The sequence below is a fragment of the Sphingobium sp. genome (assembly GCF_041987595.1).
GTDB lineage: Bacteria > Pseudomonadota > Alphaproteobacteria > Sphingomonadales > Sphingomonadaceae > Sphingobium.
The window spans coordinates 1-25,334 of record NZ_JBHIWJ010000011.1 but is presented as its reverse complement, the minus strand read 5'-3'; the positions used below and the strand labels follow the sequence as shown (position 1 = coordinate 25,334).

24 protein-coding genes are annotated in these 25,334 nt (G+C 62.4%); 13 read left to right on the top strand and 11 right to left on the bottom strand.

The window, feature by feature from the left end:
• Positions 1-32: 32 nt before the first annotated feature.
• A complete protein-coding gene (locus tag ACFC3J_RS04840; RefSeq protein WP_375195078.1) occupies positions 33-1,463 on the top strand; it encodes an NAD-dependent succinate-semialdehyde dehydrogenase in 1,431 nt (476 codons plus the stop codon).
• Positions 1,464-1,468: 5 nt separating this feature from the next.
• Here the strand turns inward: ACFC3J_RS04840 and ACFC3J_RS04835 are convergent, their stop codons facing one another.
• Positions 1,469-1,906, bottom strand: coding sequence for a hypothetical protein (locus ACFC3J_RS04835; protein WP_375195077.1), 438 nt, complete (start codon positions 1,904-1,906; stop codon positions 1,469-1,471).
• Positions 1,903-2,820 carry a sterol desaturase family protein gene (locus ACFC3J_RS04830; RefSeq protein WP_375195076.1) on the bottom strand — a complete coding sequence of 306 codons (918 nt, stop codon included), beginning with the start codon at positions 2,818-2,820 and terminating at the stop codon, positions 1,903-1,905. Before ACFC3J_RS04830 ends, ACFC3J_RS04835 begins: the two co-directional genes overlap by 4 nt.
• Before the next feature lie 231 nt (positions 2,821-3,051).
• Between ACFC3J_RS04830 and ACFC3J_RS04825 the strand changes: the two genes are divergently transcribed.
• Positions 3,052-4,131, top strand: coding sequence for a hypothetical protein (locus ACFC3J_RS04825; protein ID WP_375195075.1), 1,080 nt, complete (start codon positions 3,052-3,054; stop codon positions 4,129-4,131).
• On the opposite strand, the gene ACFC3J_RS04820 is transcribed toward ACFC3J_RS04825, so the two are convergent.
• The gene (locus tag ACFC3J_RS04820; RefSeq protein ID WP_375195074.1) at positions 4,113-4,367 is read right to left on the bottom strand and encodes a hypothetical protein; all 255 of its coding nucleotides are present in this window, start codon (positions 4,365-4,367) and stop codon (positions 4,113-4,115) included. The genes ACFC3J_RS04825 and ACFC3J_RS04820 overlap by 19 nt on opposite strands.
• 45 nt (positions 4,368-4,412) lie before the next feature.
• Here ACFC3J_RS04820 and ACFC3J_RS04815 point away from each other — a divergent pair, with 45 nt between their 5' ends.
• The 6 genes from ACFC3J_RS04815 (at position 4,413) to ACFC3J_RS04790 (ending at position 10,602) form a co-directional block, all read left to right on the top strand.
• Complete coding sequence (locus ACFC3J_RS04815) at positions 4,413-5,150, top strand: DUF2334 domain-containing protein (protein ID WP_375195073.1); 738 nt, start codon at positions 4,413-4,415, stop codon at positions 5,148-5,150.
• Positions 5,151-5,157: 7 nt separating this feature from the next.
• Positions 5,158-6,354 carry a glycosyltransferase gene (locus ACFC3J_RS04810; protein WP_375195072.1) on the top strand — a complete coding sequence of 399 codons (1,197 nt, stop codon included), beginning with the start codon at positions 5,158-5,160 and terminating at the stop codon, positions 6,352-6,354.
• Position 6,355: 1 nt separating this feature from the next.
• Positions 6,356-7,300: a hypothetical protein gene (locus tag ACFC3J_RS04805; RefSeq protein ID WP_375195071.1), complete on the top strand. Its 945-nt coding sequence runs from the start codon at positions 6,356-6,358 to the stop codon at positions 7,298-7,300.
• Positions 7,297-7,800 (top strand): DUF2141 domain-containing protein, encoded by a 504-nt coding sequence (locus ACFC3J_RS04800; protein WP_375195070.1) that lies wholly within the window; start codon positions 7,297-7,299, stop codon positions 7,798-7,800. Before ACFC3J_RS04805 ends, ACFC3J_RS04800 begins: the two co-directional genes overlap by 4 nt.
• 4 nt (positions 7,801-7,804) lie before the next feature.
• Positions 7,805-8,980, top strand: a complete 1,176-nt coding sequence (locus ACFC3J_RS04795) for a glycosyltransferase (RefSeq protein ID WP_375195069.1) — start codon at positions 7,805-7,807, stop codon at positions 8,978-8,980.
• A 476-nt stretch (positions 8,981-9,456) separates the two neighbouring features.
• Positions 9,457-10,602 carry a diguanylate cyclase domain-containing protein gene (locus ACFC3J_RS04790; protein ID WP_375195068.1) on the top strand — a complete coding sequence of 382 codons (1,146 nt, stop codon included), beginning with the start codon at positions 9,457-9,459 and terminating at the stop codon, positions 10,600-10,602.
• Positions 10,603-10,789: 187 nt separating this feature from the next.
• Here ACFC3J_RS04790 and ACFC3J_RS04785 read toward each other — a convergent pair whose 3' ends face one another.
• The gene (locus ACFC3J_RS04785) at positions 10,790-11,578 is read right to left on the bottom strand and encodes an SDR family NAD(P)-dependent oxidoreductase (protein WP_375195067.1); all 789 of its coding nucleotides are present in this window, start codon (positions 11,576-11,578) and stop codon (positions 10,790-10,792) included.
• 12 nt (positions 11,579-11,590) lie between these two features.
• Positions 11,591-12,394, bottom strand: a complete 804-nt coding sequence (locus ACFC3J_RS04780; protein WP_375195066.1) for an SDR family NAD(P)-dependent oxidoreductase — start codon at positions 12,392-12,394, stop codon at positions 11,591-11,593.
• A 137-nt stretch (positions 12,395-12,531) separates the two neighbouring features.
• Here ACFC3J_RS04780 and ACFC3J_RS04775 point away from each other — a divergent pair, with 137 nt between their 5' ends.
• The 3 genes from ACFC3J_RS04775 to ACFC3J_RS04765 are packed head-to-tail and all read left to right on the top strand — an operon-like array spanning position 12,532 to position 15,115.
• Entirely contained in the window at positions 12,532-12,948 is a 417-nt protein-coding gene (locus ACFC3J_RS04775) for a nuclear transport factor 2 family protein (protein WP_375195065.1), read from the top strand.
• Positions 12,949-12,961: 13 nt separating this feature from the next.
• Positions 12,962-13,741 (top strand): SDR family NAD(P)-dependent oxidoreductase, encoded by a 780-nt coding sequence (locus tag ACFC3J_RS04770; protein ID WP_375195064.1) that lies wholly within the window; start codon positions 12,962-12,964, stop codon positions 13,739-13,741.
• Positions 13,742-13,780: 39 nt separating this feature from the next.
• The gene (locus ACFC3J_RS04765) at positions 13,781-15,115 is read left to right on the top strand and encodes an SRPBCC family protein (protein ID WP_375195063.1); all 1,335 of its coding nucleotides are present in this window, start codon (positions 13,781-13,783) and stop codon (positions 15,113-15,115) included.
• A gap of 3 nt (positions 15,116-15,118) precedes the next feature.
• Here the strand turns inward: ACFC3J_RS04765 and ACFC3J_RS04760 are convergent, their stop codons facing one another.
• The 3 genes from ACFC3J_RS04760 to manD form a co-directional block, all read right to left on the bottom strand.
• A complete protein-coding gene (locus ACFC3J_RS04760) occupies positions 15,119-15,253 on the bottom strand; it encodes a hypothetical protein (RefSeq protein WP_375195062.1) in 135 nt (44 codons plus the stop codon).
• A 467-nt stretch (positions 15,254-15,720) separates the two neighbouring features.
• Complete coding sequence (locus ACFC3J_RS04755; protein WP_375195061.1) at positions 15,721-16,473, bottom strand: FadR/GntR family transcriptional regulator; 753 nt, start codon at positions 16,471-16,473, stop codon at positions 15,721-15,723.
• 65 nt (positions 16,474-16,538) lie between these two features.
• A complete protein-coding gene (gene manD / locus ACFC3J_RS04750; RefSeq protein ID WP_375195060.1) occupies positions 16,539-17,747 on the bottom strand; it encodes a D-mannonate dehydratase ManD in 1,209 nt (402 codons plus the stop codon).
• 150 nt (positions 17,748-17,897) lie between these two features.
• Between manD and uxaC the strand changes: the two genes are divergently transcribed.
• On the top strand, positions 17,898-19,316 hold the full coding sequence (gene uxaC, locus ACFC3J_RS04745) for a glucuronate isomerase (RefSeq protein WP_375195059.1): 1,419 nt from the start codon (positions 17,898-17,900) through the stop codon (positions 19,314-19,316).
• The gene (locus tag ACFC3J_RS04740; protein WP_375195058.1) at positions 19,313-20,707 is read left to right on the top strand and encodes a mannitol dehydrogenase family protein; all 1,395 of its coding nucleotides are present in this window, start codon (positions 19,313-19,315) and stop codon (positions 20,705-20,707) included. The genes uxaC and ACFC3J_RS04740 overlap by 4 nt, the downstream gene beginning before the upstream one ends.
• Positions 20,708-20,716: 9 nt before the next feature.
• Here the strand turns inward: ACFC3J_RS04740 and ACFC3J_RS04735 are convergent, their stop codons facing one another.
• From ACFC3J_RS04735 to ACFC3J_RS04725, 3 genes are all read right to left on the bottom strand, one after another.
• On the bottom strand, positions 20,717-21,988 hold the full coding sequence (locus ACFC3J_RS04735; RefSeq protein ID WP_375195057.1) for an MFS transporter: 1,272 nt from the start codon (positions 21,986-21,988) through the stop codon (positions 20,717-20,719).
• Positions 21,985-24,681, bottom strand: coding sequence for a glycoside hydrolase family 2 TIM barrel-domain containing protein (locus ACFC3J_RS04730; RefSeq protein WP_375195056.1), 2,697 nt, complete (start codon positions 24,679-24,681; stop codon positions 21,985-21,987). Before ACFC3J_RS04730 ends, ACFC3J_RS04735 begins: the two co-directional genes overlap by 4 nt.
• An 85-nt stretch (positions 24,682-24,766) precedes the next feature.
• The coding region (locus ACFC3J_RS04725; protein WP_375195055.1) for a carboxylesterase family protein at positions 24,767-25,334 on the bottom strand (568 nt) is incomplete at its 5' end.

Below are 25,334 nucleotides of genomic sequence, written 5' to 3'. Positions count from 1 at the left end.
AGCTCGCATTACTGAAAGACGAGAGGAACAGCATGTCGACGCCACGCCCGATATTCGATGGTCAGGAGCGGACGGAAGGCTCGCTTGGCACGATGGAGGTCGTCAACCCCGCCACCGGAGAAGTGGTGGCGGTGATCCCAAAATGTGGCGAGGCTGAGGCGCTGGAAGCTGCTCGCCTGTCGGTGGAGGGCTTTGAGACATGGTCCGCGATGTCTCCCTTCGATCGATCGAAGATCATGCGCCGCGCCGCCGATCTGATGCGGGCGGAAGCGGATGAAGCCGCCGCCGAAATGACGCGCGAGCAGGGCAAGCCGCTGGCGCAGGCGCGGGGTGAATGGCTGGGTTCCGCCGACCTGCTCGACTGGTATGCGGAGGAAGGACGCCGCGCTTATGGCCGCCTGATCCCGACCCGCGCCCCCGACATGCGCTGGGCGGTGCATCGCCGTCCGGTCGGCCCGGTCGCCGCATTCACGCCGTGGAATTTTCCGGCCTGGACGCCGATGCAGAAAGTGGCTCCGGCGCTGGCGGCGGGTTGCTCCATCGTTCTCAAACCGGCCGAAGAAACGCCCAGCACCGGCTGGCGCATCGCCAGGGCATTGCTTGCTGCAGGTCTGCCGCCCAAGGCGCTGACGGTTCTATGGGGCGATGCGCCCGCCATTTCGGCCGCGCTCTGCGCCGCGCCGGAAATTCACAAGGTGACGCTCACGGGTTCCACTCGCGTCGGGCGTCTGCTGGCGAGCGTTGCAGGGCAGCATCTCAAAAAGGTGACGATGGAATTGGGCGGGCATAATCCCGTGATCGTTGCAAGCGATGCGGATCTCGACACGGTCATCCCGCTGGCGACGGAGTTCAAGTTCCGCAACGCCGGACAGGTTTGCGTCTCTCCCACGCGCTTCCTTGTCGAACGGCCGCTCTATGCCGATTTCGTGGCGGGTGTGACCGAAGCCGCAAAGAAGCTGCGCGTCGGCAACGGCATGGAAGCCGATACGCAGATGGGACCGCTGACCACCGCAGGGCAGCTTTCCAAGATCGAGGCGCTCAGCGCCGACGCGGTGCAGCACGGCGCAAAGCTGGAAACTGGGGGCTCGCGGATCGGCAATAGCGGCTATTTCTTCGAGCCCACCGTTCTGTCGGGCATGACCCCCGATATGCTCGCGATGAATGAGGAACCGTTCGGGCCGCTGATGCTGGTGATGCCGGTGGAGAATGTCGACGCCGCGCTGGCGGAGGCCAATCGTCTGCCCTATGGGCTTGCTTCCTATGCTTTTACCAACAATCTGAGCACTGAGCGCAAGATCGTTGCGGGGATCGAAGCAGGCATGCTTGGCCTCAATCATTTTGCCATGGCGATGCCCGAAACCCCCTTTGGCGGCGTGGGCGACAGCGGTATGGGGTCGGAAGGCGGCATCGAAGGAATGGAGGCCTACCTGCGGCCCTTCCTGGTAACAGCGAAGATCGCCTGACCGACTTAGGGCCATACGGCCAGGATAATCGCCAGAAAGCCGCCGCCCAGCAACAGGTTGAGCGGGATAAGCGCCCGCATCGCCGCTCGCTGGGCGGGGTTGCTGAAACGCATGATGACCATCGCGGGGGTGAGGATCAGCCATAATTCCGCGATGACGACGGCGATCGCGACGGCAAGGCCGATGGCCGGGCCATGCGACGCGGCGGCGCTGGCGAAGGCGCGTTGGGGCAGGGGAGACAACTGCCCCACGATCATGAGTCCCACGCACATGGGCACGATGAAGATCAGCGGCACGAGCCAGCTTGCGCCGCTCACGGCACTGCTGACGACGCCCTTGCAGCGTTCCGATCCCGGCCATGTCTGACGGATCGTCGCTGCCAGCGGGAAGAGCATGAGCAGCGGCAGCAGGGCAGCCGGACCGGCCGTCATCAGGGCGTTCATTGACCGGCCGCCTTGGCCGCGCTGCGGTCAATCACGAGCGGATCTGGGACATGGGTGGCCTGAAAGGTCTTGCCGGGTTTGCCCAGCAAGACCTTGAGCTTCGCAAGAAACCCTGGGGCAGCGCGGACATCGCGCGCCAGATAGCGAAATTCATGCGTGAGTATGACCAGCGGATTGGTCGAGCGCGGTTGCCGGGTGATGCCGAATACGGGAGGCTCGCTCTCTTCGAGCCGCTGATAGGTGCCGAAAACATGGTCCCAGATCATCAGCAACCCGCCATAATTTTTGTCGAGATAAAGCGGATTGCAGGCATGATGCACGGCATGGTTGCTGGGCGTCACGAACAGCCATTCGAACCATGGAGCCAGTCGGCCGATCCGTTGCGTGTGGCAGAATGTCTGAAACGCGGGAATGTTGATCGCCATCAGGACGAGGATGAGCGGGTGAAATCCCAGCAGGGCGAGCGGCGTCCATGTCAGCAGCCGATATAGGGTCGAGAAAGGCGTGTGGCGGAGATTCACGGTGAAATCATAGGTTTCCGCCGAATGATGGATGGAGTGATCGGCCCAGAAGATCCTCAGTTCGTGGCCTGCGCGGTGAAAGATGTAGAAGGCGAACTCGCCTGTGAGGAAATAAAGCGGCAGGGTCCACCAGTTCACCGGGATATGGAGCGGGGTCAGTTGGGATGCAGCCGTCAGCGCGGCGATCAGCAGCGCATTGGCGACAACTCCTTCCATCAACGGCCCCAGGGGAAAAAAGAGATAATTATGCCCCATTTCCCGGCTGAAGGGTCTTCGCCCTTCGCGCCATCGCAGGAATGATTCCGCGATGATGCAGAACAGCAGCAATATGCCGCCGCCGAACCCAAAGAGGGTGATCGCCTCTACGACGTTCTGCACGAACGACTCGTCCATCGCTCTCCCCTGACCTGCTTGCGAGGCATCGAGATTTTGGGGCAAGCATATACCGCGTCCTGCCTGCTGCCAAGCAAGCGGTGCGCGATGGCAGGCTGGCGAGCGGGCCATTCGGTCATTGCCGCAATCTGCCGCACAAAATGCTACGCGCCCGGCAGGTTTTAATTGAACGCAATCGTGTAATGAACTATATCCCCACCTGGTTTCCTATTCGTATCAGGAGAGGTTTTCATGCTCAGCGAGTCGCAACGGCGGCAACTGTCCGACATTCTTCAGCCCGTCTCGCCGCCGCGGCAGTTGGACAATATCTTCACCGACGATCAGCGTCGCCGAATGCTGGATGTGGTGCATGGCGGTGAATGGAAACTCATCATCGCACAGCACTTCGCCAATGCCGAGGAACTGATCGCGACCTTTGCCGGTGGATTTCCCGAAGGTTTCGAACCCACGCTGGACATGTTCCTGACGCCGACATTCCGCGGCTTTTATGCCAATTATTCGACGGTCCTGTATCCGGAACTGCACGACGTCTTCTATAATGAGACGTTCCTGGATCACGCCAAATCCTATTGGAACGCTGAATATGCCAAGCCGCAGATGATGTTGTTCAACATCAACGGCCCTTGCGGAAATAACGATCCGGGCCACCTCGATTCGCCCAGCTTCCGGGGCATCCGCTACGAAAATTCGCCGACCTGGCTTTGCTCGATCATGGGCCGTTCGGGCCTCTTCCAGGATTATCTCATCAAGATGGCGCAGGTCATCACCTGGTTCAGCCATGACCCGGCGAGCGGCTTCACCTATTGGCCCAAGGGGCCGCTGAACAAGCCGGAACGCCTTGCCTCGCCGGTCTATAATCGCGGTGTTCTGGTTCAGAACGAGATGATGGTCCATCGCGGCGAAGCCAATGGCGCGATCGAGCGTCAGCGGCCTGCGGGATTGGGCTTTGACAGTCTCTTCACCGGCGAAGCCGGCGATCCTGACGGATGGCTGGTCAAGACCGGCGACCAGGTGATCGAACGCTATCACACCGATGAACTGCGTTTCCTGGTTCACTGGTCGGCCGAAGTGTTCGAGGACTATGCCGAACTCAAGAAGAATATGGATGGTTCGGACAACCTTACCTATGACCGGGTTTTCGAGACGCTGATCAAGGACGTCCGCTCGCGCGGTATCGAGATCGAGACGCCGACCGATCCGTTGCGCGATCCGCTGTTCATCAAGGCGCTCAATGACGCCTATGATTATGGCGGTCCGGCGGAATATCCGGCGGAAGCGCCGCGCGGCGGAGTTTATGCGGCGGCCGCCTGACCGAATGATCGGAATGCCGCCGCGCTGACAGGAGCGGCGGCATTCACCGGGATTGCAAGAGCGCCTTCCGATTCAGCAGAATCGGAGGGCGCTCTTTTTTGCCTTGCTTCCCACTGAAAAGTTGTTCCGGCTTTGGCCCCGGCTGCGGTTGTCGCGCGCGGCGCCGTCATGATTTTCATGGACGAAAAAGTGCGGCTGGCCGGATTTGTCACAGTCAAGTCACCGGCAACAATCATATGGGCGCCCGTAAGCCAAAGAGTTTCGGTCTGCGGGGGGCGGTCGTGAAGAAACTTCTTGTTTCGATCCATGATGTTGGTCCGCGCTTCGAAGCGGAGGTCGACCTGCTGCTGGACAAGCTCGCCCGGCATGTCGACGCGCGCAACCTTGCCATGCTGGTCGTGCCCGACCATTGGGGCTCCCATCCCCTGCTGCCAGGCAGCGCTTTCGCGGCACGCTTGCGGGGCTGGTCGGACGCGGGCGTCAGCATGTTCGCTCACGGCTGGTTTCACAAGGACATGGCTACTCATCCGGGTGCCGCCGCACGCTTCAAGGCCCGTCACCTGACGGCTGGCGAGGCGGAGTTTCTGGGGTTGGACAGAAACATCGCTGCGCAACGCATGGCCGCTGCGCGCAAACGGGTCGAGGCCATCATCGGCCGGCCGGTTGCGGGGTTCGTCGCCCCCGCCTGGCTTTATGGGCGCCCGGCGCTGGCTGCGCTGTCGGCTTCCGGCTTCGCTTTGGCAGAGGATCATATGAAGGTCTGGCATCCGGCCACGGGTCAGGTGCTGGCGCGCGGGCCGGTGATCACATGGGCGAGCCGCAGTCCGACGCGGATCGCCTCCTCCCTGCTTGTTGCCCGACTGCTGCCGCTCTTGTTGCGCCACATGCCGGTTGCGCGGGTAGCGGTGCATCCGGGCGATGCCCATGTGCCGCGCCTGCTGGAGAGCATCGATCATGTGTTGCGCCGCCTGAAGCGCAGCCATGCGCCCGCGCCTTATGGCGATCTGCTGGCGATCTGATCGATCCATGCGCATCCTCACCTTTGTTCACAGTTTCGAGCCGGGCGGGGTCGAGCGCGTCGCGCTGCGGCTGGTGCATCATTGGCGGGCGGGGGGCGCCGACGCGCCCCTGTTCATCGGGCGTACAGACGGCGCCATGCGGCGGGAGCTGGGGGAGGGACTGGACTGCCATGGCCCTTCCTGCCCACGCTTTTCGATCGCGCGGTGCGAGACGCTGTGGATGATCGCGACGCTGCCGTCGGCGATCCGGCGCATTCGGCCCGACCTGCTATTCTGCGCCGGGAACAGCTATGCCGTCATCGCAGTGGCAATGAAGCTGCTGCTCGGCCGTCATTGCCCGCCCATCATCGCCAAGATCAGCAACGATCTGGAGCGACGCGACATGCCATGGCCGGTCCGGATGCTTTACCGCCTCTGGCTAAGGATACAGGGGCACTTCATCGATCATTTCATTGCCATGGCTGCGGGGCTGGAAGCAGAAATCGCTCAATTGATCCGCCCCCGTCGATCCGCCGTCAGCATTATCCCCGATCCGGCTCTCTCTCTGCCGCAGATCGATCGACTTCGCGCTGCGTCTCAAGGGGAAGCGCCCGCAGCGCACCGTTTCGTCGCCATCGGCCGATTGGCACGACAGAAGAATTTCGCCCTGATGCTTGGAGCGTTCGCAAAAGGGGCGCAACCGTCTGATCGCCTTATATTTTATGGTGACGGGCCGGAACGGGACTCCCTGCTAAAGCTGGCGGGTCGTCTTGGCCTGAGTGGTCGCGTCATTTTCGAGGGGCATGTTCCCGACCCGGCAAGCCATATCAGGCCGGGTGATATCTTTCTGCTTTCCTCCAGTTACGAGGGCGTTCCTGCGGTTGTGCTGGAAGCGTTGGCGGTCGGCGTTCCGATCATTGCCACCCGATGCAGTGCAGCCATGGATGGACTGCTGGGCCATGGCATGCTGGGCCGATTGGTGCCCTGCGGCGATCTGCAGGCTTTCGCCGGAGCGTTAGCCGAAGCCCGTGATCTGGCGCAGGACGCCGCCGCCAGCCTCTCGCAAGCGCGCCGCTTCACCCTGGAGGAGGCGGCCCCCACCTATCTCGCGACTTTTGCGATGGTCGCGCAAAGGGACCGTGCAAGTGAAAAAATCCGCCCGTCGCAACTGTGGCGGCTGATCCGTCGCATCGTCACTTCCTCCGATCCATCAAGACGAGCCTGATATGACCGGCGATCCTTCTACCGGCGTTCTTCCCCCATCCGTAGTCGCCCTGGAGGGCGTGGCACTTGATCCCAAGCCGCTGATCCAGACCGGCCGCAACTGGACGCGCTGGGCAGGCCCGCTCGTCTCGGTGCTGATCCTCGTTGTGGCGCTTCACCAGTTTCAGGGACTGAACCCGAGGAGACTGCTGGCGCTGATGCCCGTCTCCGTCGGCTTCTGGGCCGCCTTTGCTCTCTATTATCTTGCGGGTCCGATCTCTGAATGGATCATTTTCCGGCGGCTATGGGCTATCCCGGCCGAGGGCTTCGTTGCGCTGCTGCGCAAGCTGGTGAGCAACGAGATCCTGCTCGGCTATCTGGGCGAGGTCTATTTCTATGCCTGGGCACGGCGGACCGCGCATATTACCACGGCGCCCTTTGGCGCGATCAAGGATGTGACGATATTGTCGGCGCTGGTCGGCAATGGCGTGACCTTGCTGATGGTCGTATTTGCCCTGCCTCTGATGGGCGCTGTCGATGCCGGAGCCACTCATTGGGAGGTCGGCGGATCGATCCTGTTCATGCTGGCCTCATCTCTGGTGGCCATGCTTCTGCGCCGCAGGCTGTTTACCCTGCCGCGCAGGGAACTGTGGATCGTCGCGGCCATCCATCTGCTCCGAATTGTCGGGACGACGGTGCTCGCGGCGACGATGTGGCACCTGCTGCTGCCGGGCATCGCGTTGAGCTGGTGGATATTGCTCGGCACGCTACGGCAACTTGTGTCCCGTCTGCCCTTCCTGCCGAACAAGGATGTGGTGTTCGCGGGGATGGCAGCCTTTCTGATCGGCCGGGACAATGAGATCGTTTCGGCCATGGCGCTGATGGCGTCGCTCATCCTTGCGGCCCATCTGCTGGTCGGCATTGTGGTTGGCGCGACCGAACTGTTGCGCGAAAGCCGGGCATCATGATCGCAATTGCACTTCTTGCGGGGGCGGTCATCCCCTCCACCCCCGATCTGGGCAAAGCGGAAGGCCAGTGCCGACCCAATGAAAATGGCCCCGCCTTTCTGGTCGAGGCGACCGGGCTCAAGGATCGCAAGGGACGATTGAAGCTGGAACTCTACCCCGCCAATGACGCGGACTTCCTGGCGGACGATAATATATTGGTCGGGGCGGGCAAGACGTTCCGGCGGGTCGAAGAGCCCGTGCCGGCATCTGGCCCGGTGCAGCTTTGTATCCGCGCGCCGGGGCCGGGCAGCTATGCGCTCAGTCTGATGCATGACCGCGATGCCAATCGCCGTTTTTCGCTGTCGGTCGACGGCATCGGTTTTGCGGGCAATCCGAAGCTCGGCTGGTCGAAGCCCCGCGCCGCTGCCGCGGCTGCGGCAGTCGGATCGGGACCGGCCCGGATCATCATCAGAATGAACTATCGCCGGGGGCTGTTTTCCTTCGGCCCCGCGGAGAAATGACGCGATGCGGATTGTGGATGTCTGCGCCTTTTACGCGCCGCGGGGCGGAGGCGTAAAAACCTATGTCGAGCGCAAGCTTCAGGCGGGTGCGGAGGCCGGGCATGAAATCATCATCCTCGCCCCGTCGGACGATGACCGGGTGGTGGAAAGGCAGGGCGGCGGCCGCATCGTGATGCTGCCTGCGCGCCGCTTCCCGTTGGACCGGCGCTATTCCTATTTTGACGACGAGCGGTCGCTGCACGCCATGCTGGACAGGTTGCAACCCGATCTGGTCGAAGCATCGTCGCCCTGGGCCAGCGCCGCCATGGTCGCCCGTTGGCAGGGTTGCGCCCCCCGCGCGCTGATCATGCATGCCGATCCCCTGTCCGCCTATGCCTATCGTTGGTTTGGACCAGTTCTCAGCCGCGAGAGGATTGATCGGGGCTTCGACTGGTTCTGGCGGCATTTGCGGCGGCTCGATCAGAGTTTCGATCTGGTAGTCAGCGCCAGCGAAAGCCTTTCAAAGCGTCTTGCGAACGGCGGCCTCCAGCGGGTGGCGACCTTGCCCATGGGGGTTGAGCCGGGCTGGTTCACGCCGATGAAGCGCAATGAAGCGCTGCGCGCGCGGCTGCTGAAGCGCTGCGGCCTGCCTGTCGAGGCGACGCTGATGCTGGGGGTGGGGCGTCATGCGCCCGAAAAGCGCTGGCCACAAGTTATCGAGGCGGTGACGTCGGCGGGCTATCGCAATCCGGTGGGGCTGGTGCTGGTGGGCGACGGCCGCGAACGCGCTCGCGTGCGGCGGGCAGCGGCGAACAATCCGCACATTCAGTTGCTGGCGCCGATCCATGATCGCAACAGATTGGGCGAGATGCTGGCGAGTGCCGACGTTCTGGTCCATGGCTGCGAAGCCGAAACCTTCTGCATGGTCGCCGCCGAAGCGCGGGCGAGCGGGATACCGATCATTGTACCGGATGAAGGCGGTGCCTCCGACCAGGCGTCGCAAGGCGTCGGCTTCCGCTACAGGGCCGCGCAGACGGACAGTCTGGCGGCGGCGATCACTGATTTTCTGGAAAGTGATCCTGCGATGCAACGGCAACGCGCAACAACGCTCGCGGCGTCCACCATGACCATGGACGATCATTTCAGGCAGCTTTTCCATGCCTATCGGCAAATCGGAAGCAGGGACCTGCATGTTGCTTAGGCGGCGCCTCCTGTTTCCGAGGCGCCTGTCGGTGCCTCTTCAGGCGAAACCGGCAGCGGAGGACAGGGGCAAGGCACATGCCTGCGGTCTGCGCCATCGTTTCAGTTGCGAATCCTGGTCGTGGACCAAGGCCATCATGTGGTGGGCCTTGCGTAACGACCGTTAGCGTTGTCCGCTCCTTGAACCGGGAAGCGAGCCAGATCAGCGTTTCGGGGGTGGCGGTTCCTTCCTTCCGTCACCGAATCATCCCGCGACGGGCGCGCGCACGACGATATCCGCCGGAAAAATCCTTCAATTCGAAGATTCTGCCGGCCACTACGCATTGTCAGGCGTCAACTGCTCTGCAATCTGGCTCGGTTCATCCTTGCGGTAGGATGGCCTTAACCTTCTTGCCGGACAGCAGAGCCATGGAGAGAAGAAGACCGGGAGGACGGCCGTCCAAGCCGACGATGCCGGGTCGGAGCAAAGCCGCTCCCTTGCCCGACGCGGTCTATCGCGATCTGGTGTCGACCCTTTTCACCATGACAGTGCCCATCATCGGCTTCGGCTTGCTCTATGTCCTTGTCGGCGTCCTCATCTATCTCAGATGGCCGGATGGTATCGTTGGCGCGCTGATCCTGGGTGCCATCATGGTCACCGTTGCGCGCGTGTTGCTCATCAAGGCCCATCACAAGGCTGGCGGCGCGATGCAGGATCTTCCCGCGCTGCAGGCGTGGGAGCGGCGCTATGCGGCACTAACCTACGTCTTTGCCCTGCTCCTCGCCGCTCTCAATGTCCGCGTCCTGATGGTGCATCAGCCGCTCATGCACATCGGCACGATCAGCCTGATTTTCACTTTCGGGGCCGGGATCGTTTCAAGAAATGCCGGGCGGCCGAGACTCTGCGTAATCAGCCTGATGCTGGCGGTGGGGCCAACCGTCATGGCGATGTTGATTCACGCCACCACCGAATCGGCTGAATCGCTGCATGCCGAATTTTTCGTGCTGGAGGCTGTCTTGATTCTGGCCGTCACGGTCATGAGCCTGGGGTCGGTCAGGCATCTCCATGCGTCGTCGGTCGAACATCTGACTGCCAAGCATGATCTTGCCAAGCTGGCTCGCTATGATCCGCTCACGGGCCTGCCCAATCGCCTTTTGCTTCGCGAAGCCTTTCAGGCAAGGCTGGGGGAGTCGCTTCAGGGCAGCGATAAATTGGCGATCCATTATCTCGATCTGGACGGTTTCAAGGCCGTCAATGACTGCCATGGCCATCCCGCGGGGGACAGGCTGCTGCTAGAAGCTGCGCAGCGGCTGACATCAATGGTGCGTGCGCAGGATGTGGCGGCCCGTCTGGGCGGCGATGAATTTCTTCTCGTTCAGTCCCGCATCCAGCATTCCGATCAGGCGGAAATGCTGGCGCGCAGGGTGATCCGGCAGCTCAGCGAACCTTATGTGATCGATGGCGTCGACATGCGCGTGACCGTCAGCATCGGGATCGCGATGGCGCCGGACTATGGCACGGATCTGGAACGGCTGATCGCCTGCGCGGATGCTGCCCTTTATCGATCAAAGGTGAGAGGAAAGGCGCAGGTACATTTCTGCGCGCCGGACGATTATCAGGAAGCCGGGCGGGCCGTGGCCTGACGGCGTCCGGCCATATTCCACCAGCCTGACCCACCCGTATCGGCGCCGGATTCGAGCGCGCAAAATCAGCCGTTGATGCGGCGAGGGCGCGTCTGTCAGGCGATGCCCTGACTTCCGTGGCTCTGGCCGCCGGATGCCGCATGCCGGACGAACGGGATGTTTCTGTCGACAGCAGCATGCCTCCCTGTCAATGCGCGGTCATGCCGCCATCGATCACCAGTTCGGACCCCGTCATGAAGCTGGCGGCGGGGCTGGCGAGATAGGCTATGCCCGAGGCGATTTCATCCGGTTGGCCCATGCGGCCCATCGCATGGCCCGCCGACACCGTCGCACGCGCGGTTTCCTCATCGGGAAACACGCCCTCCGCCACATAGCGGGCATAGATGGTATCCATCATGCCCGTATCGATGCCGCCGGGATGGACGCTGTTGACGCGGATCGGCTGCTTGAGCAGTGCGAACTCCATGGCGGCGGATTTGGAGAACAGCTTCACAGCGCCCTTGCTCGCGCAGTAGGTTCCCATCCACGCCGCACCACGCAGACCGCCTACCGAGGACAGGTTGATGATGGAGGAACCACCCGCCCGATCGGCGCCGCTGCGGGCGAGGATCGCCTGAGAAGCGCGGGTGCCAAGGAACACACCTTCGACATTGATGGCCATGCATTTGCGGAACTCGGCGAGAGTGGTCGCGGCGATGCTGTTGGTAACGGAAATGCCGGCATTGTTGACCAGTATGTCGAGCCGGCCGAAATCCGCGTCGATCCATTCTATGATGCCGGCCCATGCCGCTTCGTCCGTCACATCGAGCGGCGCATAGAGCGCTGCGCCCGGCACATCGGCCCCAGCCGCTACATCGGTGGCGATCACCTTTGCGCCTGCTTCCGCCAGCGCAACGACAGTGGCGCGGCCGATGCCGCCGGTCGCGCCGGTCACCAGAGCGACCGCGCCGTTGAGGTCCGTCTTGCCTGTCATCATCCTTCTCCTGCTTCAGCGCGCGGTCCAGCCGCCATCGACCACCACTTCGCTGCCGGTCATGTAGCTGGCATCGTCGCTGGCCAGGAAAGCGACAACCTTTCCTATCTCCACCGGTTGGGCCAGCCTCTTCACCGGCGTCGTTTCCGCCATTTGCGCTATCAGCTCGTCGGCGGTGACGGTGCCGTCCCGCTCTGCCCAGCGCTCGAAGCCCTTGCGCAGCAACGGCGTCTCGACAAAGCCGGGATGGACGCTGTTGACGCGGATCGGGATGCCCGCATCGGCAAATTCCAGCGCGTTCGATTTGGAGAATAGGCGAACCCCGCCCTTCGACGCATTATAGGCCGCCACCTCGCCCATGCCGACCAGACCCATGATCGAGCTGATATTGACGATGCTGGAGCCATAGGGGGTCGATGCGCCGCCCTTCGCCAGCAGCGGCTGGAATGTCTTGGTGCCTAAAAACACGGTGTCCAGGTTAAGCGTGATCAGCCGCCGCCAGTCCTCCAGTTTCAGATCCTGAACCTTGCCGGTCAGGTCCGCGCCGACGTTGTTCACCAATATGTCGAGACGGCCGAAATCCCGGTCCACCTGCGCCCGCGCTTCCAGCCATCCCGCTTCGCTGGTGGCGTCGAGGTGCAGATAGCGGGCGCCGGGCATTTGCTGCGCTACGGCTTTTGCATCGGGCGAGTCCGGCGAGTCGAGATCAGTCACATAGACGATCGCGCCATCTGCGCTCAGACATTCGCAGATCGCCCGGCCAATGCCGCGCAGCCCTCCGCTGACCAGCGCGATCCTGCCTTCCAGCCTGCCTGCCATATTTCATCCTCTCGCATATTCTCCCTATCCTCTTTCCTCGCGCGGGCGTGCGCAAGCACCTGCTCTTTTTGGCAGGGTGACGGCGGGGGACGAAGGCGGCATGGATCGAGCCTGACAAGAGAGAGGAGCAGCCTGCCATGAACATGGAGCGTTATGCCGGAATCAGGGCTATGGTGGAGCGCCTCTACCAGCTGACCGGCACCGGCCAGTGGGACGCGGTTGCCGCGATGTTGACCGATGATTTCGCGATCCGGGAAGCCGACAGCCTGCCCTATGCAGGCACCTATAGCGGCAAGGGCGCGTTACAGGAACTCTACACGAAGGTCTTTGCCTATTGGGAAGATCCATCGCTGGAAACGGGGGACATCTGCGTCGGAGAAGATCATGCGATCGTGCTGGTAAAGGTCACGGCGACATCCCGCCACAGCGGCGAGCGGCTGGAAATGCCGCTCGCCGAAGTTTTCCATGTCCGGGGTGATCAATTCAGCGGCATTACGCCTTATTATTTCGATACGGCCTCGATTGCACGGGCCACGGGGCTGCTGCCCGCCTGAAGGGAGAGAAGGCATGGCAAATCTGAGCGGCAAGGTTGCGCTGGTCACGGGCGGGACGGCCGGCATCGGGCGGGGGGCGGTCAAGCGTTTGGCGGCCGACGGGGCCAAGGTCGTCTTCACCGGCTCCAACGCCGAAAAGGCTGCAAGTCTGGTGCAAGAAACGGGCGCCAGCTTCATCAGGGCCGCGGTGCAGGACCCAGGCGACTGGGTCACGGTCGAGCAGTGCATCCGGCGCGATTTCGGCCGTCTCGACATTGCCTTCGCCAATGCCGGAACTGAAAAGGGTGATGCGGATATCGAGGCGGTTTCGCTAGCGGCATGGAACGATATTCTGGCCATAAACCAGACCGGCGTCATGCTGACGATCAAATCGGCCATTGCCCTGATGAAGGAGAATCCCGCCGGGCCGGGCGGATCGATCATCGTCAACAGCTCCATGAACGCCAATCGCGCGCTCAGCAATTATGTGACCTATAGCGTCACCAAGGCGGCAGTGGTGGCGCTGGTAAAGTCTGTCGCCATCCATTGCGGACTGCAACGGCTCAATATCCGCTGCAATGCCGTTCTGCCCGGCGTGGTTGAGACCGAGCTGATCACCAACATCATCGCCGGTTGGCCGGACGCCGCCGCGGCCCGCGCCGCCTACGAGGGCATGTCACCGATGGGCCGCATGGGCCGGGTGGAGGAGGTTGCAGCGCTGGTGTCCTGGCTTGCATCCGACGAGGCCGCGTTCGTCAATGGCGCCGAATATGCCATCGATGGCGCCACCACCGCCGGCATGACCGGCGTTTGATGCCCTCGCGCGCCGGATTTCGCAGAGGAGAGGATAGTGGTGCAGGCTGATATTCATCCACAGACGATCGACGGGCGCGATCCTGCCGTACTGCGTGGCGACCCGATCACCGGCGATCGATACACATCGCCTCAGTTCATGCAGAAGGAATGGGATCATCTCTGGACCCGCATCTGGCACGTCGCGGGCCGGACCGCCGAACTGGAGGAGCCGGGCGATTATCTGGTCCATGACTTTCGCCATGAAAGCGTGATCTGCATCCGGCAGGACGATGGATCGATCAAGGCCTTCTACAATAGCTGCGGCCATCGCGGCATGCGTTTGACCGACGCCAGCTCCAGCAGCAACGCCTTCACCTGCCCCTATCATGGCTGGCGCTGGGGACTGGATGGCGTTCTGCAATATGCCCAGGACGCGCATGATTTTCCGCAGGGCAATCCCTGCGGCAAGCTGAAGCTGAAGGAACTGCGTTGCGCCACATGGGGCGGCTTCGTCTGGTATACGATGGATGACAAGGCGCCGGAACTGCTCGACTATCTGGCGCCCATGCCTGAAATCTACAAAAACTATCCGATGGATACGGCAGTCCGCGTCTTCTGGATGAAGATCAACCTCAACACCAATTGGAAATTCGCGACCGACAATTTTTCCGAAAGCTATCATACCCGCACCGCGCATCCGCAGGTGCCGCCTTGGATCGATCAGGATGTCGACACCGCGCGGCATGAAATGTATCCCAACGGTCATGGCCGCACGGTCCAGCCCATGCGGCCGTCCCTGTCAGACCGGCTGCCGGAGGGAGTGCCGCATCCCTTCGATCATATCCTGCGGCAATGGGACATCGATCCCGACGCCTATCCCGATTATGAGACAAAGGCGATGCAGGGCTGGCTGGACCTCAAGGCGGCGAAGAGGCGGCTTTGGCGGGAGCGGGGCTATGTTCATTATGAACATATGACCGAAGAGGAGATTACCGACAGTCCGCATACGGTGATCTTTCCCAATGTCACCATCTCGTTCCTGCCGGACAATCTCATCTTCTTCCGCACCGAACCACATGCCGACGATCCGAACAAATGCACATTCGACCTCTGGTGCATGGCTTTCCCGGTCGAGGGGCAGGATGTGGTCGAGTCCGTCATGGCCGGGCCGCAACCGATGCGGGAGGCGGAGATGGAATGGCGCGACTTTGACAATGGGCGCGGCGTGCCGGAGATAGAAGGGCAGATCGTCTATCAGGACATGATGCTGGCTGAAGGAATGCAACGCGGCATGCACTCCCGCGGATATGGCGACGCCTATCTGACCGGGCAGGAAACCCGGGTGCGCTATTTCCACGAGGTGCTGAACGATTATCTAGAGGGTCGGCGCTGACTGTCAGCGGCGACCCGCCTGCTCATCCATATTCTCGATATTCGGCGGGAACGCCGTCACCATGCCGATTGCGGACAGAAAGGCGCAGATCTGGTACGCCACCGCTACGCCGGCCCGGTCGGCGAGCCGGCGTAGCACCGAGGCGCTTAGCCCCCCAAGCCGCAGAACAGGCCTGCGATCATGCCGACCTTGCCCGGCACTTCCTGTGCGAAGGCAATGATCGCCGGGGAAGGGATGTCATAATCGACGGCGCAGGTCATTGGGGCTTGGAAGAACAGCCCATCGATATCGTGCGCTCGGTCATAGACCGCAAATAGCATGTTGCGTTGCCGCTATCCTCGGAAAAAGGGGCGCGCCGACATTTTCAGCAATTACACGCGCACTGGCGCGCAGTTGTCCGCGCCAACTCGCGCAGACGTCGGAGCCGCAACAAATCCGGATTATATGCAATGACGATTGTTCGCCTAGAAACTTGAGTTATCGGCGTTTGCTCCATTGAACATGGCTATGTCGCCGAGACCCATCAGGTAGATTTCCTCAGGCAATCGACTTCGATCCACCGTGTCGCAGACCCGAAGAAGGCGGTGAGGAGCCGTACTACCATCTCATCGACCCAGTCTGCCGTTAGCTAGCCGCTGCCTTTTGCTGCCAATTTCCTTTCTGGCGTTCTCGATCATCTCCAGCTCGGTGACAGCCAACAGATCTTCCGACACGCGCGTCAAATGGTCCCGCATCGCCGATCGCGCGGAATCGCTGTCACGAGCCAATAGTGCGTCGTAAATGCGTCGATGCTCATCGGGCCGGGGATTGATGCCGCCTTGCCGGGCCTGCTCGAACATATGGCGGCAAAGAGGAGATGATTCCCGCAGATCCCAAAGATGCTCGATGGCCTGCTCGATCAGGCTGTTCTTCGTTCCCTGCGCGATCGTCAAGTGGAAGTTTCGATCCAACGCCAGTTCGATCTCCGATGCCGGGTCTGCCGCATCCATGCGGGTCAATATGGCCTTGAGCTCAGCCAACTCCTCGTCCGTCATAACCGCCGCCGCCAAGGCTGCCGCTTCGCCTTCGAACATCAGGCGCGCTTCGATCAACTCGAAGGCGCCGACGTTCAGTTCCGCGGCTGCACGGACATTGGGGGGCGAGACGACGACATAGACACCTGAGCCGTGGCGCACCTCGACCAGCTGGCGGATTTCGAGCGCGATGATCGCTTCCCGGATTGTCGGGCGGCTGACGCTGAATTGTTCAGCCAGATCGCGTTCGGGGGGCAGCCGGGTGCCCGGCTGATGCACGCCCTCCCGGATGTCGCGCTCGATTTCAAGCGCGACGCGCTGATACAGTTTCAAACGTTCTGTCATGCTGGTGGCATGTCACAAGGCATTTATTTTCACAAGTCATCTTACCAATCATACACGCCAACCCGTCACCAGTTCCACATCGTACCGTCTTCCAGACGCGCGACGGGCAGACAGGCGGGTTTGTATGGATATTTGGCGGCCATATCCTCGTCGATGTCGACACCATGACCCGCCGCTTCGCCGCAGAAAAGTTCGCCCTTGTCGAAATGATAGTCATGCGGGAAGACTGCGTCGGTTTCTTCCGTGTGGCGCATATATTCCTGTATGCCGAAATTGGGGACCCAAGTGTCGAAATGCAGCGCGGTGCCCATGGTGACGGGCGACAGGTCGGTCGCGCCATGGCTGCCGGTGCGAACCTGATAGAGAGCCGCCAGGTCGGCGATGCGGCGCAGATGCGTGACCCCGCCCGCGCTGACGATGGTGCAGCGGATATAGTCGATCAGCTGGTTCTGGATCAGGTCCTTCGCGTCCCAGATCGTGTTGAAGATCTCGCCCACCGCCAGCGGCGTGACGCTGTGCTGGCGAACCAGCCTGAAGGCTTCCTGATTTTCCGCCGGGGTCGCGTCTTCCAGCCAGAACAGCTGATAGGGTTCCAGCATCTTGGCCAGATTGGCGGCCTCTTGCGGGGTGTAGCGGTGATGGCCGTCATGCAGCAGGTGTGGGCCAAAGCCATAGGTGTCGCGCAACGTTTCGAACAGCTTGGGCACATAGTTCAGGGCCTTGCGCGTATCCCAGCCGGTCACCGAGGGGAGCGCCGCGTCGGCCGGCTCGTAGAACAGCTTGCCCCGGCCCACGCCATAGGCGTCCTTGATGCCCGGCACGCCGGTCTGCGCCCGAATGGCCTTGTAGCCAAGGTCAATATAGTGCCCCACGGCGTCCACGGTTTCGGCGATATCGCTGCCATTGGCATGACCATAGACCATGATGCCGTCGCGGCTGCGGCCACCCAGCAGCTGGTAGAGCGGCATATTGGCCATCTTCGCCTTGATGTCCCACAGCGCCACATCGACGGCGGCGATCGCGCGCATCGTTACCGGGCCACGACGCCAGTAGGCGCCGCGATAGAGATATTGCCAGATATCCTCGATCCGGCGCGGATCCATGCCGATCAGGCAAGGGACGACATGATCCTCAAGATAGGCGACCACGGCTTTTTCGCGCCCGTTCATGGTCGCGTCGCCAATGCCATAGACGCCCTGGTCGGTCATGATCTTGAGCGTGACGAAATTACGCCCCGGACAGGTGACGATAACCTTGGCCCCTATGATCTTCACTAGCGATCTCCCTGATGGATGCGGGCGCGGCGCCCTTATCGCTCCTCATATTGGACTTACCTCATGTTGACAATAGATCAGATAACTTGAAGCTTTGTATCAATCGCGTATGAGGGCGTGACGTCTCCTCCTGAGATCTGGACACCTCATATGACCAAGCATGTTCTGGAATTGCACCCCGACCGGTTGCTGCCTGCCGAGCCAACGACGCGGGGCATCGCCAGAACGCTGTATGAAAGCGTCAAGGGCCTGCCGATCGTCAGTCCCCATGGTCATACCGATCCTTCCTGGTTCGCGGGCAACGCGGCGTTCGCCAATGCCAGCGACCTGCTGTTGACGCCCGACCATTATCTCTTCCGGATGCTCTATTCGCAGGGCGTGCCGCTCGACGCACTGGGCGTGCGCAATCCGCAAGCCGACCCGCGTGAGGCATGGCGGCTCCTGGCCCGGCATTATCATCTGTTTCGGGGCACGCCGTCGCGCATGTGGCTCGACTGGGTATTTGCTAAGGTGTTCGGCATGGGGGTCGTTCTGAATCAGGGTACGAGCGACCTTTATTACGATACGATAACCGGAATGCTGGCGACCGACGCGTTGCGGCCCCGGTCGCTGTTCGACCGCCATGGCATCGAACTGATCGCGACGACCGAAAGCCCGCTCGATTCGCTGGAGCATCACGCCGCGATCAGCGCCGAAAATGCGCGAGAGGGCGGCTGGCAGGGGCGCGTCATCACCGCCTATCGCCCCGACCCGGTGATCGACCCTGAGTTTGAGGGGTTCGCCACCAATCTGGGCCTGTTGTCCGATCTGACGGGCGAGGATTGTTTCAGCTGGTCAGGCTATCGGGCCGCCCATCGGCAGCGGCGCGCCTTCTTCGCGGACATGGGCGCGACATCCACCGACCATGGCCATCCCACGCCGCGCACGGCGGACCTGAGCGAAACGGAAGCGCGGGCGCTGTTCGAAACGATCTGTTCCGGTCGCTTCTCGGCACAGGAGGCGGAACTGTTCCGCGCGCAGATGCTGACGGAAATGGCGGCCATGAGCGTGGACGACGGGCTGGTCATGCAGATCCATCCCGGATCGTTCCGCAACCATAATGCCCGTCTGTTCGAAGGCTTCGGCCGCGACAAGGGGGCCGACATTCCGATGCGGACCGAGTTCGTCTCCAATTTAAAGCCCCTGCTCGATCGGTTCGGGAACGACCGGGCGCTATCCATCATCCTCTTCACACTGGACGAGAGCGCCTATGCCCGCGAACTTGCGCCGCTGGCGGGCCATTATCCCTGCCTGAAATTGGGACCGGCCTGGTGGTTCCACGACAGCCCGGAAGGGATGCGCCGGTTTCGCCATATGACGACCGAAACGGCAGGCTTCTACAACACGGTCGGATTCAACGACGATACCCGCGCGCTGCTGTCCATCCCGGCGCGCCACGACGTTGCCCGGCGGATCGATTGCGGCTTCCTTGCGCAACTGGTGGTCGAACATCGCATCGCGGAGTGGGAAGCGGCCGAACTGGCGCAGGACCTGACCTATAATCTGGTGAAAAAGGCGTATAAACTGTGAGCGACAGCCCGCTTCTCTCCAACCGGATGCTGGACCGCCTGCCCGCCGCGCTGGCGCAGGCCGATTATGATCGGGATGCGCAAGGCTGCGGGATCGTGCACTTCGGCATCGGCGCGTTTCACCGCGCGCATCAGGCCTGGTATACTGATCGCGCGATGGCGCAGGGCGACAGGGACTGGGGCATCGTCGGCGTGTCGCTCCGCTCGCCAGCCGTCGCGCTACAGCTTAATCCCCAGGACGGTCTCTACACTCTCACCAGTTGCAGCGCGGATGGCCGGGCAACGCAGCTGGTACGTTCCGTGCGCCGGATACTGGTCGCCAGCGACGATCCGGACGCGGTGATCGCCGCACTCGCCGCATCACAGACGCATATCGTCACCTTCACTGTCACCGAAAAGGGTTATTGCCGTGCGGCGGACGGATCGCTCGATCTCCCGCTCGCCGATCACGGCAGCATCTATTCTTTTATCGAACGCGGGTTGCAACTGCGCGCCGAGCGGGGCCTGCCCGGCCTCACCCTGCTGTCCTGCGACAATCTGGCCCATAACGGCCGCCAGCTGGAGCGGCTGGTGCGCGCCTATGTGGCCGCGCGCAATCCGGCGCTGACCGCCTGGATCGAGCGCGAATGTCGCTTCCCTTGTACGATGGTCGACCGTATCGTCCCGGCCACTACCGATGCGGATCGCGATGCCGTGAAAACGGCGATCGGGCTAAAGGATCAGGGCGCGATCGTCACCGAACCGTTCAGCCAGTGGGTGATTGAGGATCGTTTTGCCGGTCGCCGTCCCCGCTGGGACGCTGTCGGCGCAGAACTGGTTGCCGACGTCGGCCCCTATGAAAAGGCCAAGCTGCGCATGCTGAACGGCGCGCATTCGACGCTCGCTTATCTGGGTCTGCAAAACGGTCATGGCTTCGTTCATGAGGCGGTCGATGATCCAGCGATCCGGCCGCTGGTCGACGCGCTGATGCGACGGGAAGCGGCGCCCACCATCGCCGCCGCGCCGAACCAGAATCTGGACGCCTATGCGAGCGCGCTGCTCGACCGTTTCGCCAACCCGGCACTAAACCACCGCCTGATCCAGATCGCCATGGACGGCAGTCAGAAAATCCCCCAGCGTTGGCTGGAAACCCTGTCCGACAACCAACGGGACGGCAAGGCCTGCCCTGCGATCCTACGGGCGCTGGCCGCCTGGCGTCGTCATCTGCGCGGGGACAACGCGGCAGTGTGGGGCGCTGTCGAGGATCCGATGCGGGAGCAACTGGTGCCGTTGGCGAAGTCGGATGCCGCCAACTTCGCCAGGGCGTTGTTCGGCGATGGCGGGCTGTTCGCCGCCAGCTGGACAGCGAACGACGACACCATGCGCGCTTTGGTCGAGGCGCTTGCAGAATAACCGTTGCGGTCAGGCTGCAACGGGCTTCGGGCGATTGCGCAGCAAGATCCAGAGCATGCCCATACCGACGATGTCGAGCGCGCCCAGCATTATGAACAGGGGCGAATAGCCGAATATGTCGGCGCTCTGCCCGATCAGCAGGGTGAAGAGCATGCCACCGATCCATGCGATCGTGCCCGCCATGCCGCTGGCCGTGCCGACCATGCGGCTATCGAACACATCAGAGCACAGGGTAATGAGCGCGCCATTCAGCATCTGATGCGCGAAACCGCCCACGCAGAAGAGCGCAATCGCCAGCCCCGGCGAACCGGCCAGGCCAATGCAGGCCGGGCCGATCATGCAGACCGCCCCGATCGACATCGTGATCTTGCGCGACCCAAGGACGCTTGCCCCCCGTCGCATGAGCAAGGGCGGCAGCAAGCCGGCCGCCAGCGATCCCAGGTCCGCCGCTACGAACGGCATCCATGCCCAAAGCGCGATGCTTTTGAGATCCAGATTCCAGACCGCCACCAGATAGAGCGGGATGAAGAAATTGAAGGTCTGCCACGCCGGTTCGGCGAAGAAACGGGGGATCGCGATGGCCCAGAAGCTGCGCGACAGGAATATTTCCGATCGGGTGGATGGACGGTCCGCATCGCTTGTGTAGCCCCGCCCGGTCTCGATCAGCGCGCGTTCTTCCTTGCTCAAGCGGCGATGGCGATCAGGCGTTTCATAGCCGATCCACCATAGCACGGCCCAGACCAGACTGAGCGCGCCGGTGACGATGAAGGCGGATTCCCAGCCCCAGGTCAGGATGCAGAAGACGACGATCGGCGGAGCCGCGATGGCGCCGACGCTAGTGCCCATCTGAAAGGCGCTGGTCGCCACCGGACGTTCGCGCGCGGGGAACCATTCCGAAACCGATTTGGCGCCAGCAGGAATCGCCGCCGCTTCGGTCGCGCCGAGCAAGCCTCGGAAAATGGCGAGACCCTGCCAGCTGGTGGCGAAGCCGTGCGCCATATTGGCGAGCGCCCAGCCGACCGCGAACAGGAAGAAACCGAGCCGCGTGCCGAGTAGATCAAGCACCGTGCCCGCGACGGTCTGCATGATCGTGTAGGCGAACTGGAAGGAGAGGACGACATAGCTGTAGCTTTCGGTCGTCATTCCCATCTCCTGCTTGAGCGTGGGGGCGGCGACCGACAGGGTCGAGCGGGCGAGATAGTTGAGAATCGTCCCGATCGTCACCAGACTGATGATCCACCAGCGCAGATGCCGGATCGGTTTCTTGCCGGGCGATATCATGGACGGGCGGCACCGACCGGCACGACTTCCAGCGCGGAGACGATCGCCTCGCCGACCTTGGGCTTGAAGGCGATAATGAGGCCGTCCTTGCCTGCCGTCGCAGGCAGGCTGCGCGTGATGGCCTTGAGCGTGCCGCCTGCCGCAGCCGCCACATCAAAGCCGGGTATCGCGACCTTGCCGTTGATCGCCACGTCGAAGACGCGCTTGCCACGCTCCGCCGATGGTTCGACGAAGTGGAGGATCACGGTATAACGGCCGGGCCTGGCCGGGATACGATAGGTGAAGTCGCCGGAGCGGTAGGTTGCAGCCCGATCCCGATTGGACGCACCACTGATCGCGGCCGCCTGGATCGGGGCATAGCGGTTCTTGCGGGTATCAGCCGTGCCAGGCGCGCCGCCCTCGAAGAAGGCATCGGAACCGAAGCGACGCGCCGGGTCGGCGGCCGCCAAAATCGCGCCGCTGTCGATGCGGAACGCGGCGGCAGCGTCGAGGGCTACCGTCCACTCAACATTGTCGGTCTGCACGGCGTTGGCGAACCGCGCGCGCGCTTCGATCCGGTTCTGCCCCTCGATCAATCGCACGCCGGGCCAGACGCAGGTGGCGAAAGCGCAGGTGCGCATCTTGCCGAGGGACTTCCCGTCGACCAGCAATTCGGTCTCGGGCGCATTGCTGTAAACCTTGATGTCGGTCACACCATAGGCGCGGTCGACATAACGTTTACCCGCAATCTGCACCGCCGGATCGTCCGACCAGTTGACGCGATAATACCACCAGGCGTCCTTCCGGATCGCGCCGTCATAGGTGACCAGCCCCTTGGTATTGATGTCGATGGAATCGCCTTCCTTGCGCACCTTGGTCGCAAAGTCGAAGCTGTTCCACAGCCAACTGCCCCACAAATAGGGTTTCGCCTTCACCTGCGGCCAGACGCGTTCATGCAGCCAGGCCTGATATTCCTCGGGCTGTTCACGGCCCGACGGATTGATCGGGCCGCCTTCTGGATTGTCGCTATGTTGCGACGTCGCGCCGCCCGCACCATATTCGGTCAGCGCCAACGGCTGTCCGGCATGTTTCTTGTGCAGGCCGTCCAGCACGGACGAAAAATCATCTGCCTTGCCATAATACCAGCCCATATAGCGGTTGACGCCCAACCCGTCGGTGATGCCCGACACGTCTGGTACGCCCGGCATCCCGTTATTCTCGCAACAATTCGCGAGGACGGTCGGGCGGATCGGGTCTTCGGCCTTGGCCAGCGCATTGAGATCGGTCAGCAAGCCGCGCGGATCGGGCACCTCGTTCACCGCCTTGCCGATGAAGTCCGGCCGGTTCGGGCCGAAATCCACTTCGTTGGCAATTCCCCACACCGCCACGGACGGATGATTGTAATTCTGCCGGATCAGTTCGACCAGTTGCTGGCGGGCGTTATCGGCCACCGCCTTGGGTGCTTCGGTTTCGTCCGGCGACAATGTCCAGGCTGTCACCAGCGGAATCTCGTCCCACAAGATCAGGCCCAGTCTGTCCGCCAAAGCATGAACGACTGGCCCATGCTGATAATGGGTCAGGCGGATCGTGTTAGCGCCCATCTCGCGGATGGTGGACACCATTTTTTCGATGTCGCTTTCGCTGAGCGCCCAGCCGTCCTTGCCGCTATCCTGATGCAGGCCGACGCCATGCAATGCCACGACCTTGCCGTTCAGCACGAAGCCACGGTCGGCGTCGAGCGCTATGGTGCGAATGCCGAAGGGCTGGCTGACGCTGTCGAGCAACGCGCCCCTGGCGTCGCGAAACTCCGCGATCATCGTATAGAGATAGGGATCGGCCGTGCCCTGCCACAGGCGCGCCTGTTCGATGGTCAGGTCGATGCGGGCTTCGCCGTCCGCTCGCGCACCCATCTGCAAGGGGCTGGCCTGTCGGGCAACCTCCCTGCCGTCCGGATCCACGAAACGCACGACTATTTGACCGCGCAAGCTGCGGCTGGCGTCGTTGCGAACGCGCGACAGGATGGAGATCGTCGCCTTGCCATTGTCAACGCTACGCGTCTGCGCATAGACGCCGCTGCCGCCATGATCGAGCATCGCGAAATGCGCCGCCTGCGTCACGATCATCTTCACCGGACGATAGAGACCGCCATGAACGAAGAAGTCGCCCGCCAGCGGCAATGTCGGCTGCACGCCCGCCGTGTCAGGCGCGCGGTTATCGATCTTCACCAGCAGGATGTTGTCACCGCCCTGTCGGTAGGCCGATGTCGCGTCGAAGCGGAAGGCGGAAAAGCCGCCCGCATGGCCGCCCAGCCTTTGCCCGTTCAGCCAGACTTCCGCGGTCCGGCTCGCCGCTTCGAACTCCAGCCACAGCCGCTGCGACCCAGACAGGTGCGCGCCCGGCAATGTCAGTCTGTACCAGCCGACGCCCTGGGTCTGGTTGATCGGCCGGTCGAGCGTCGCGGCCGCCGGGCTGCCCGGCAGGTAGGAGCCGATGCGATTCCAGCTATGGGGCACCGCCACCGACTGCCACGTCGTATCGCTGCCGGGCGGCGTGGCCGCATCCCCCAGTTGAAAGCTCCACCCGGACGTCAGGGTCACACTCTGTCGGACCTGCTGCTCGGACGAGCCGGCCACGGGTTGCGCAAGGGCGGCACCTGGCGTCACGACCGAGCAGACCAACGCCGCCAACGGCACGCATAAGCGATGGGGGATCAAGGTTCTCTCCTGAACAGGGCAAATTTATAAAATGGTATGACCACGCTGCATTGGAGCATGTCGGAAATCGCGTAAATCCAATAATTTAATCGCGCACGGCGCCCCCCGTCACGGCGTGCGCCGTGACGGCCCGAAAGAAATCCAGTTTGCGGGCATCGGGCCACCTGCCGGGACCAGCGACCTGACCCAGTTCCAGCAACGTCGGGTTGGCAGGGTCATAGGACGGCCAGTGCAAATCGACGCCGTTGGGGTCGCCAGTACGCGCGAACGCCACAAGCGAACGCGTCATGGCTCGGCTGAATGCGCGATCTGCGCTCGTCCAGGCGCGCGTCGGCCGGAACTGGTTGAAACTGTCCAACGTGCCGAGCCAGAACGGCACTTCGGACGTATGATAGGCCCCTGCCGTCGCGGGATCGAGATCGCTCAGCACGACCCCCGGCGCAAAACTGTGCGTGCGGGAAAACTCATAGCTGAAAATCCTGGAACGCCCATGCGCCGCCTGTTCACGCGCCCAGCTGTCCATCCCGACCGCTATGGTCCCGTCACGATCTGCCGCTCGCGCCTGAGCCCGCGCCTGCTCGTCATTCGATGCCGGATAGAAGTCGAGGAACGTCGAGACTTGTTCGCCGAATTTTGCTTTCGCCTTTGCGCGA

Coding starts and splice junctions, on each gene's coding strand:
- ACFC3J_RS04840 (WP_375195078.1), top strand. CDS start 33: ATGTCGACGCCACGCCCGATATTCGATGGTCAGGAGCGGACGGAAGGC.
- ACFC3J_RS04835 (WP_375195077.1), bottom strand. CDS start 1,906: ATGAACGCCCTGATGACGGCCGGTCCGGCTGCCCTGCTGCCGCTGCTC.
- ACFC3J_RS04830 (WP_375195076.1), bottom strand. CDS start 2,820: ATGGACGAGTCGTTCGTGCAGAACGTCGTAGAGGCGATCACCCTCTTT.
- ACFC3J_RS04825 (WP_375195075.1), top strand. CDS start 3,052: ATGCTCAGCGAGTCGCAACGGCGGCAACTGTCCGACATTCTTCAGCCC.
- ACFC3J_RS04820 (WP_375195074.1), bottom strand. CDS start 4,367: ATGATTGTTGCCGGTGACTTGACTGTGACAAATCCGGCCAGCCGCACT.
- ACFC3J_RS04810 (WP_375195072.1), top strand. CDS start 5,158: ATGCGCATCCTCACCTTTGTTCACAGTTTCGAGCCGGGCGGGGTCGAG.
- ACFC3J_RS04805 (WP_375195071.1), top strand. CDS start 6,356: ATGACCGGCGATCCTTCTACCGGCGTTCTTCCCCCATCCGTAGTCGCC.
- ACFC3J_RS04800 (WP_375195070.1), top strand. CDS start 7,297: ATGATCGCAATTGCACTTCTTGCGGGGGCGGTCATCCCCTCCACCCCC.
- ACFC3J_RS04795 (WP_375195069.1), top strand. CDS start 7,805: ATGCGGATTGTGGATGTCTGCGCCTTTTACGCGCCGCGGGGCGGAGGC.
- ACFC3J_RS04785 (WP_375195067.1), bottom strand. CDS start 11,578: ATGATGACAGGCAAGACGGACCTCAACGGCGCGGTCGCTCTGGTGACC.
- ACFC3J_RS04780 (WP_375195066.1), bottom strand. CDS start 12,394: ATGGCAGGCAGGCTGGAAGGCAGGATCGCGCTGGTCAGCGGAGGGCTG.
- ACFC3J_RS04775 (WP_375195065.1), top strand. CDS start 12,532: ATGAACATGGAGCGTTATGCCGGAATCAGGGCTATGGTGGAGCGCCTC.
- ACFC3J_RS04770 (WP_375195064.1), top strand. CDS start 12,962: ATGGCAAATCTGAGCGGCAAGGTTGCGCTGGTCACGGGCGGGACGGCC.
- ACFC3J_RS04755 (WP_375195061.1), bottom strand. CDS start 16,473: ATGACAGAACGTTTGAAACTGTATCAGCGCGTCGCGCTTGAAATCGAG.
- uxaC (WP_375195059.1), top strand. CDS start 17,898: ATGACCAAGCATGTTCTGGAATTGCACCCCGACCGGTTGCTGCCTGCC.
- ACFC3J_RS04735 (WP_375195057.1), bottom strand. CDS start 21,988: ATGATATCGCCCGGCAAGAAACCGATCCGGCATCTGCGCTGGTGGATC.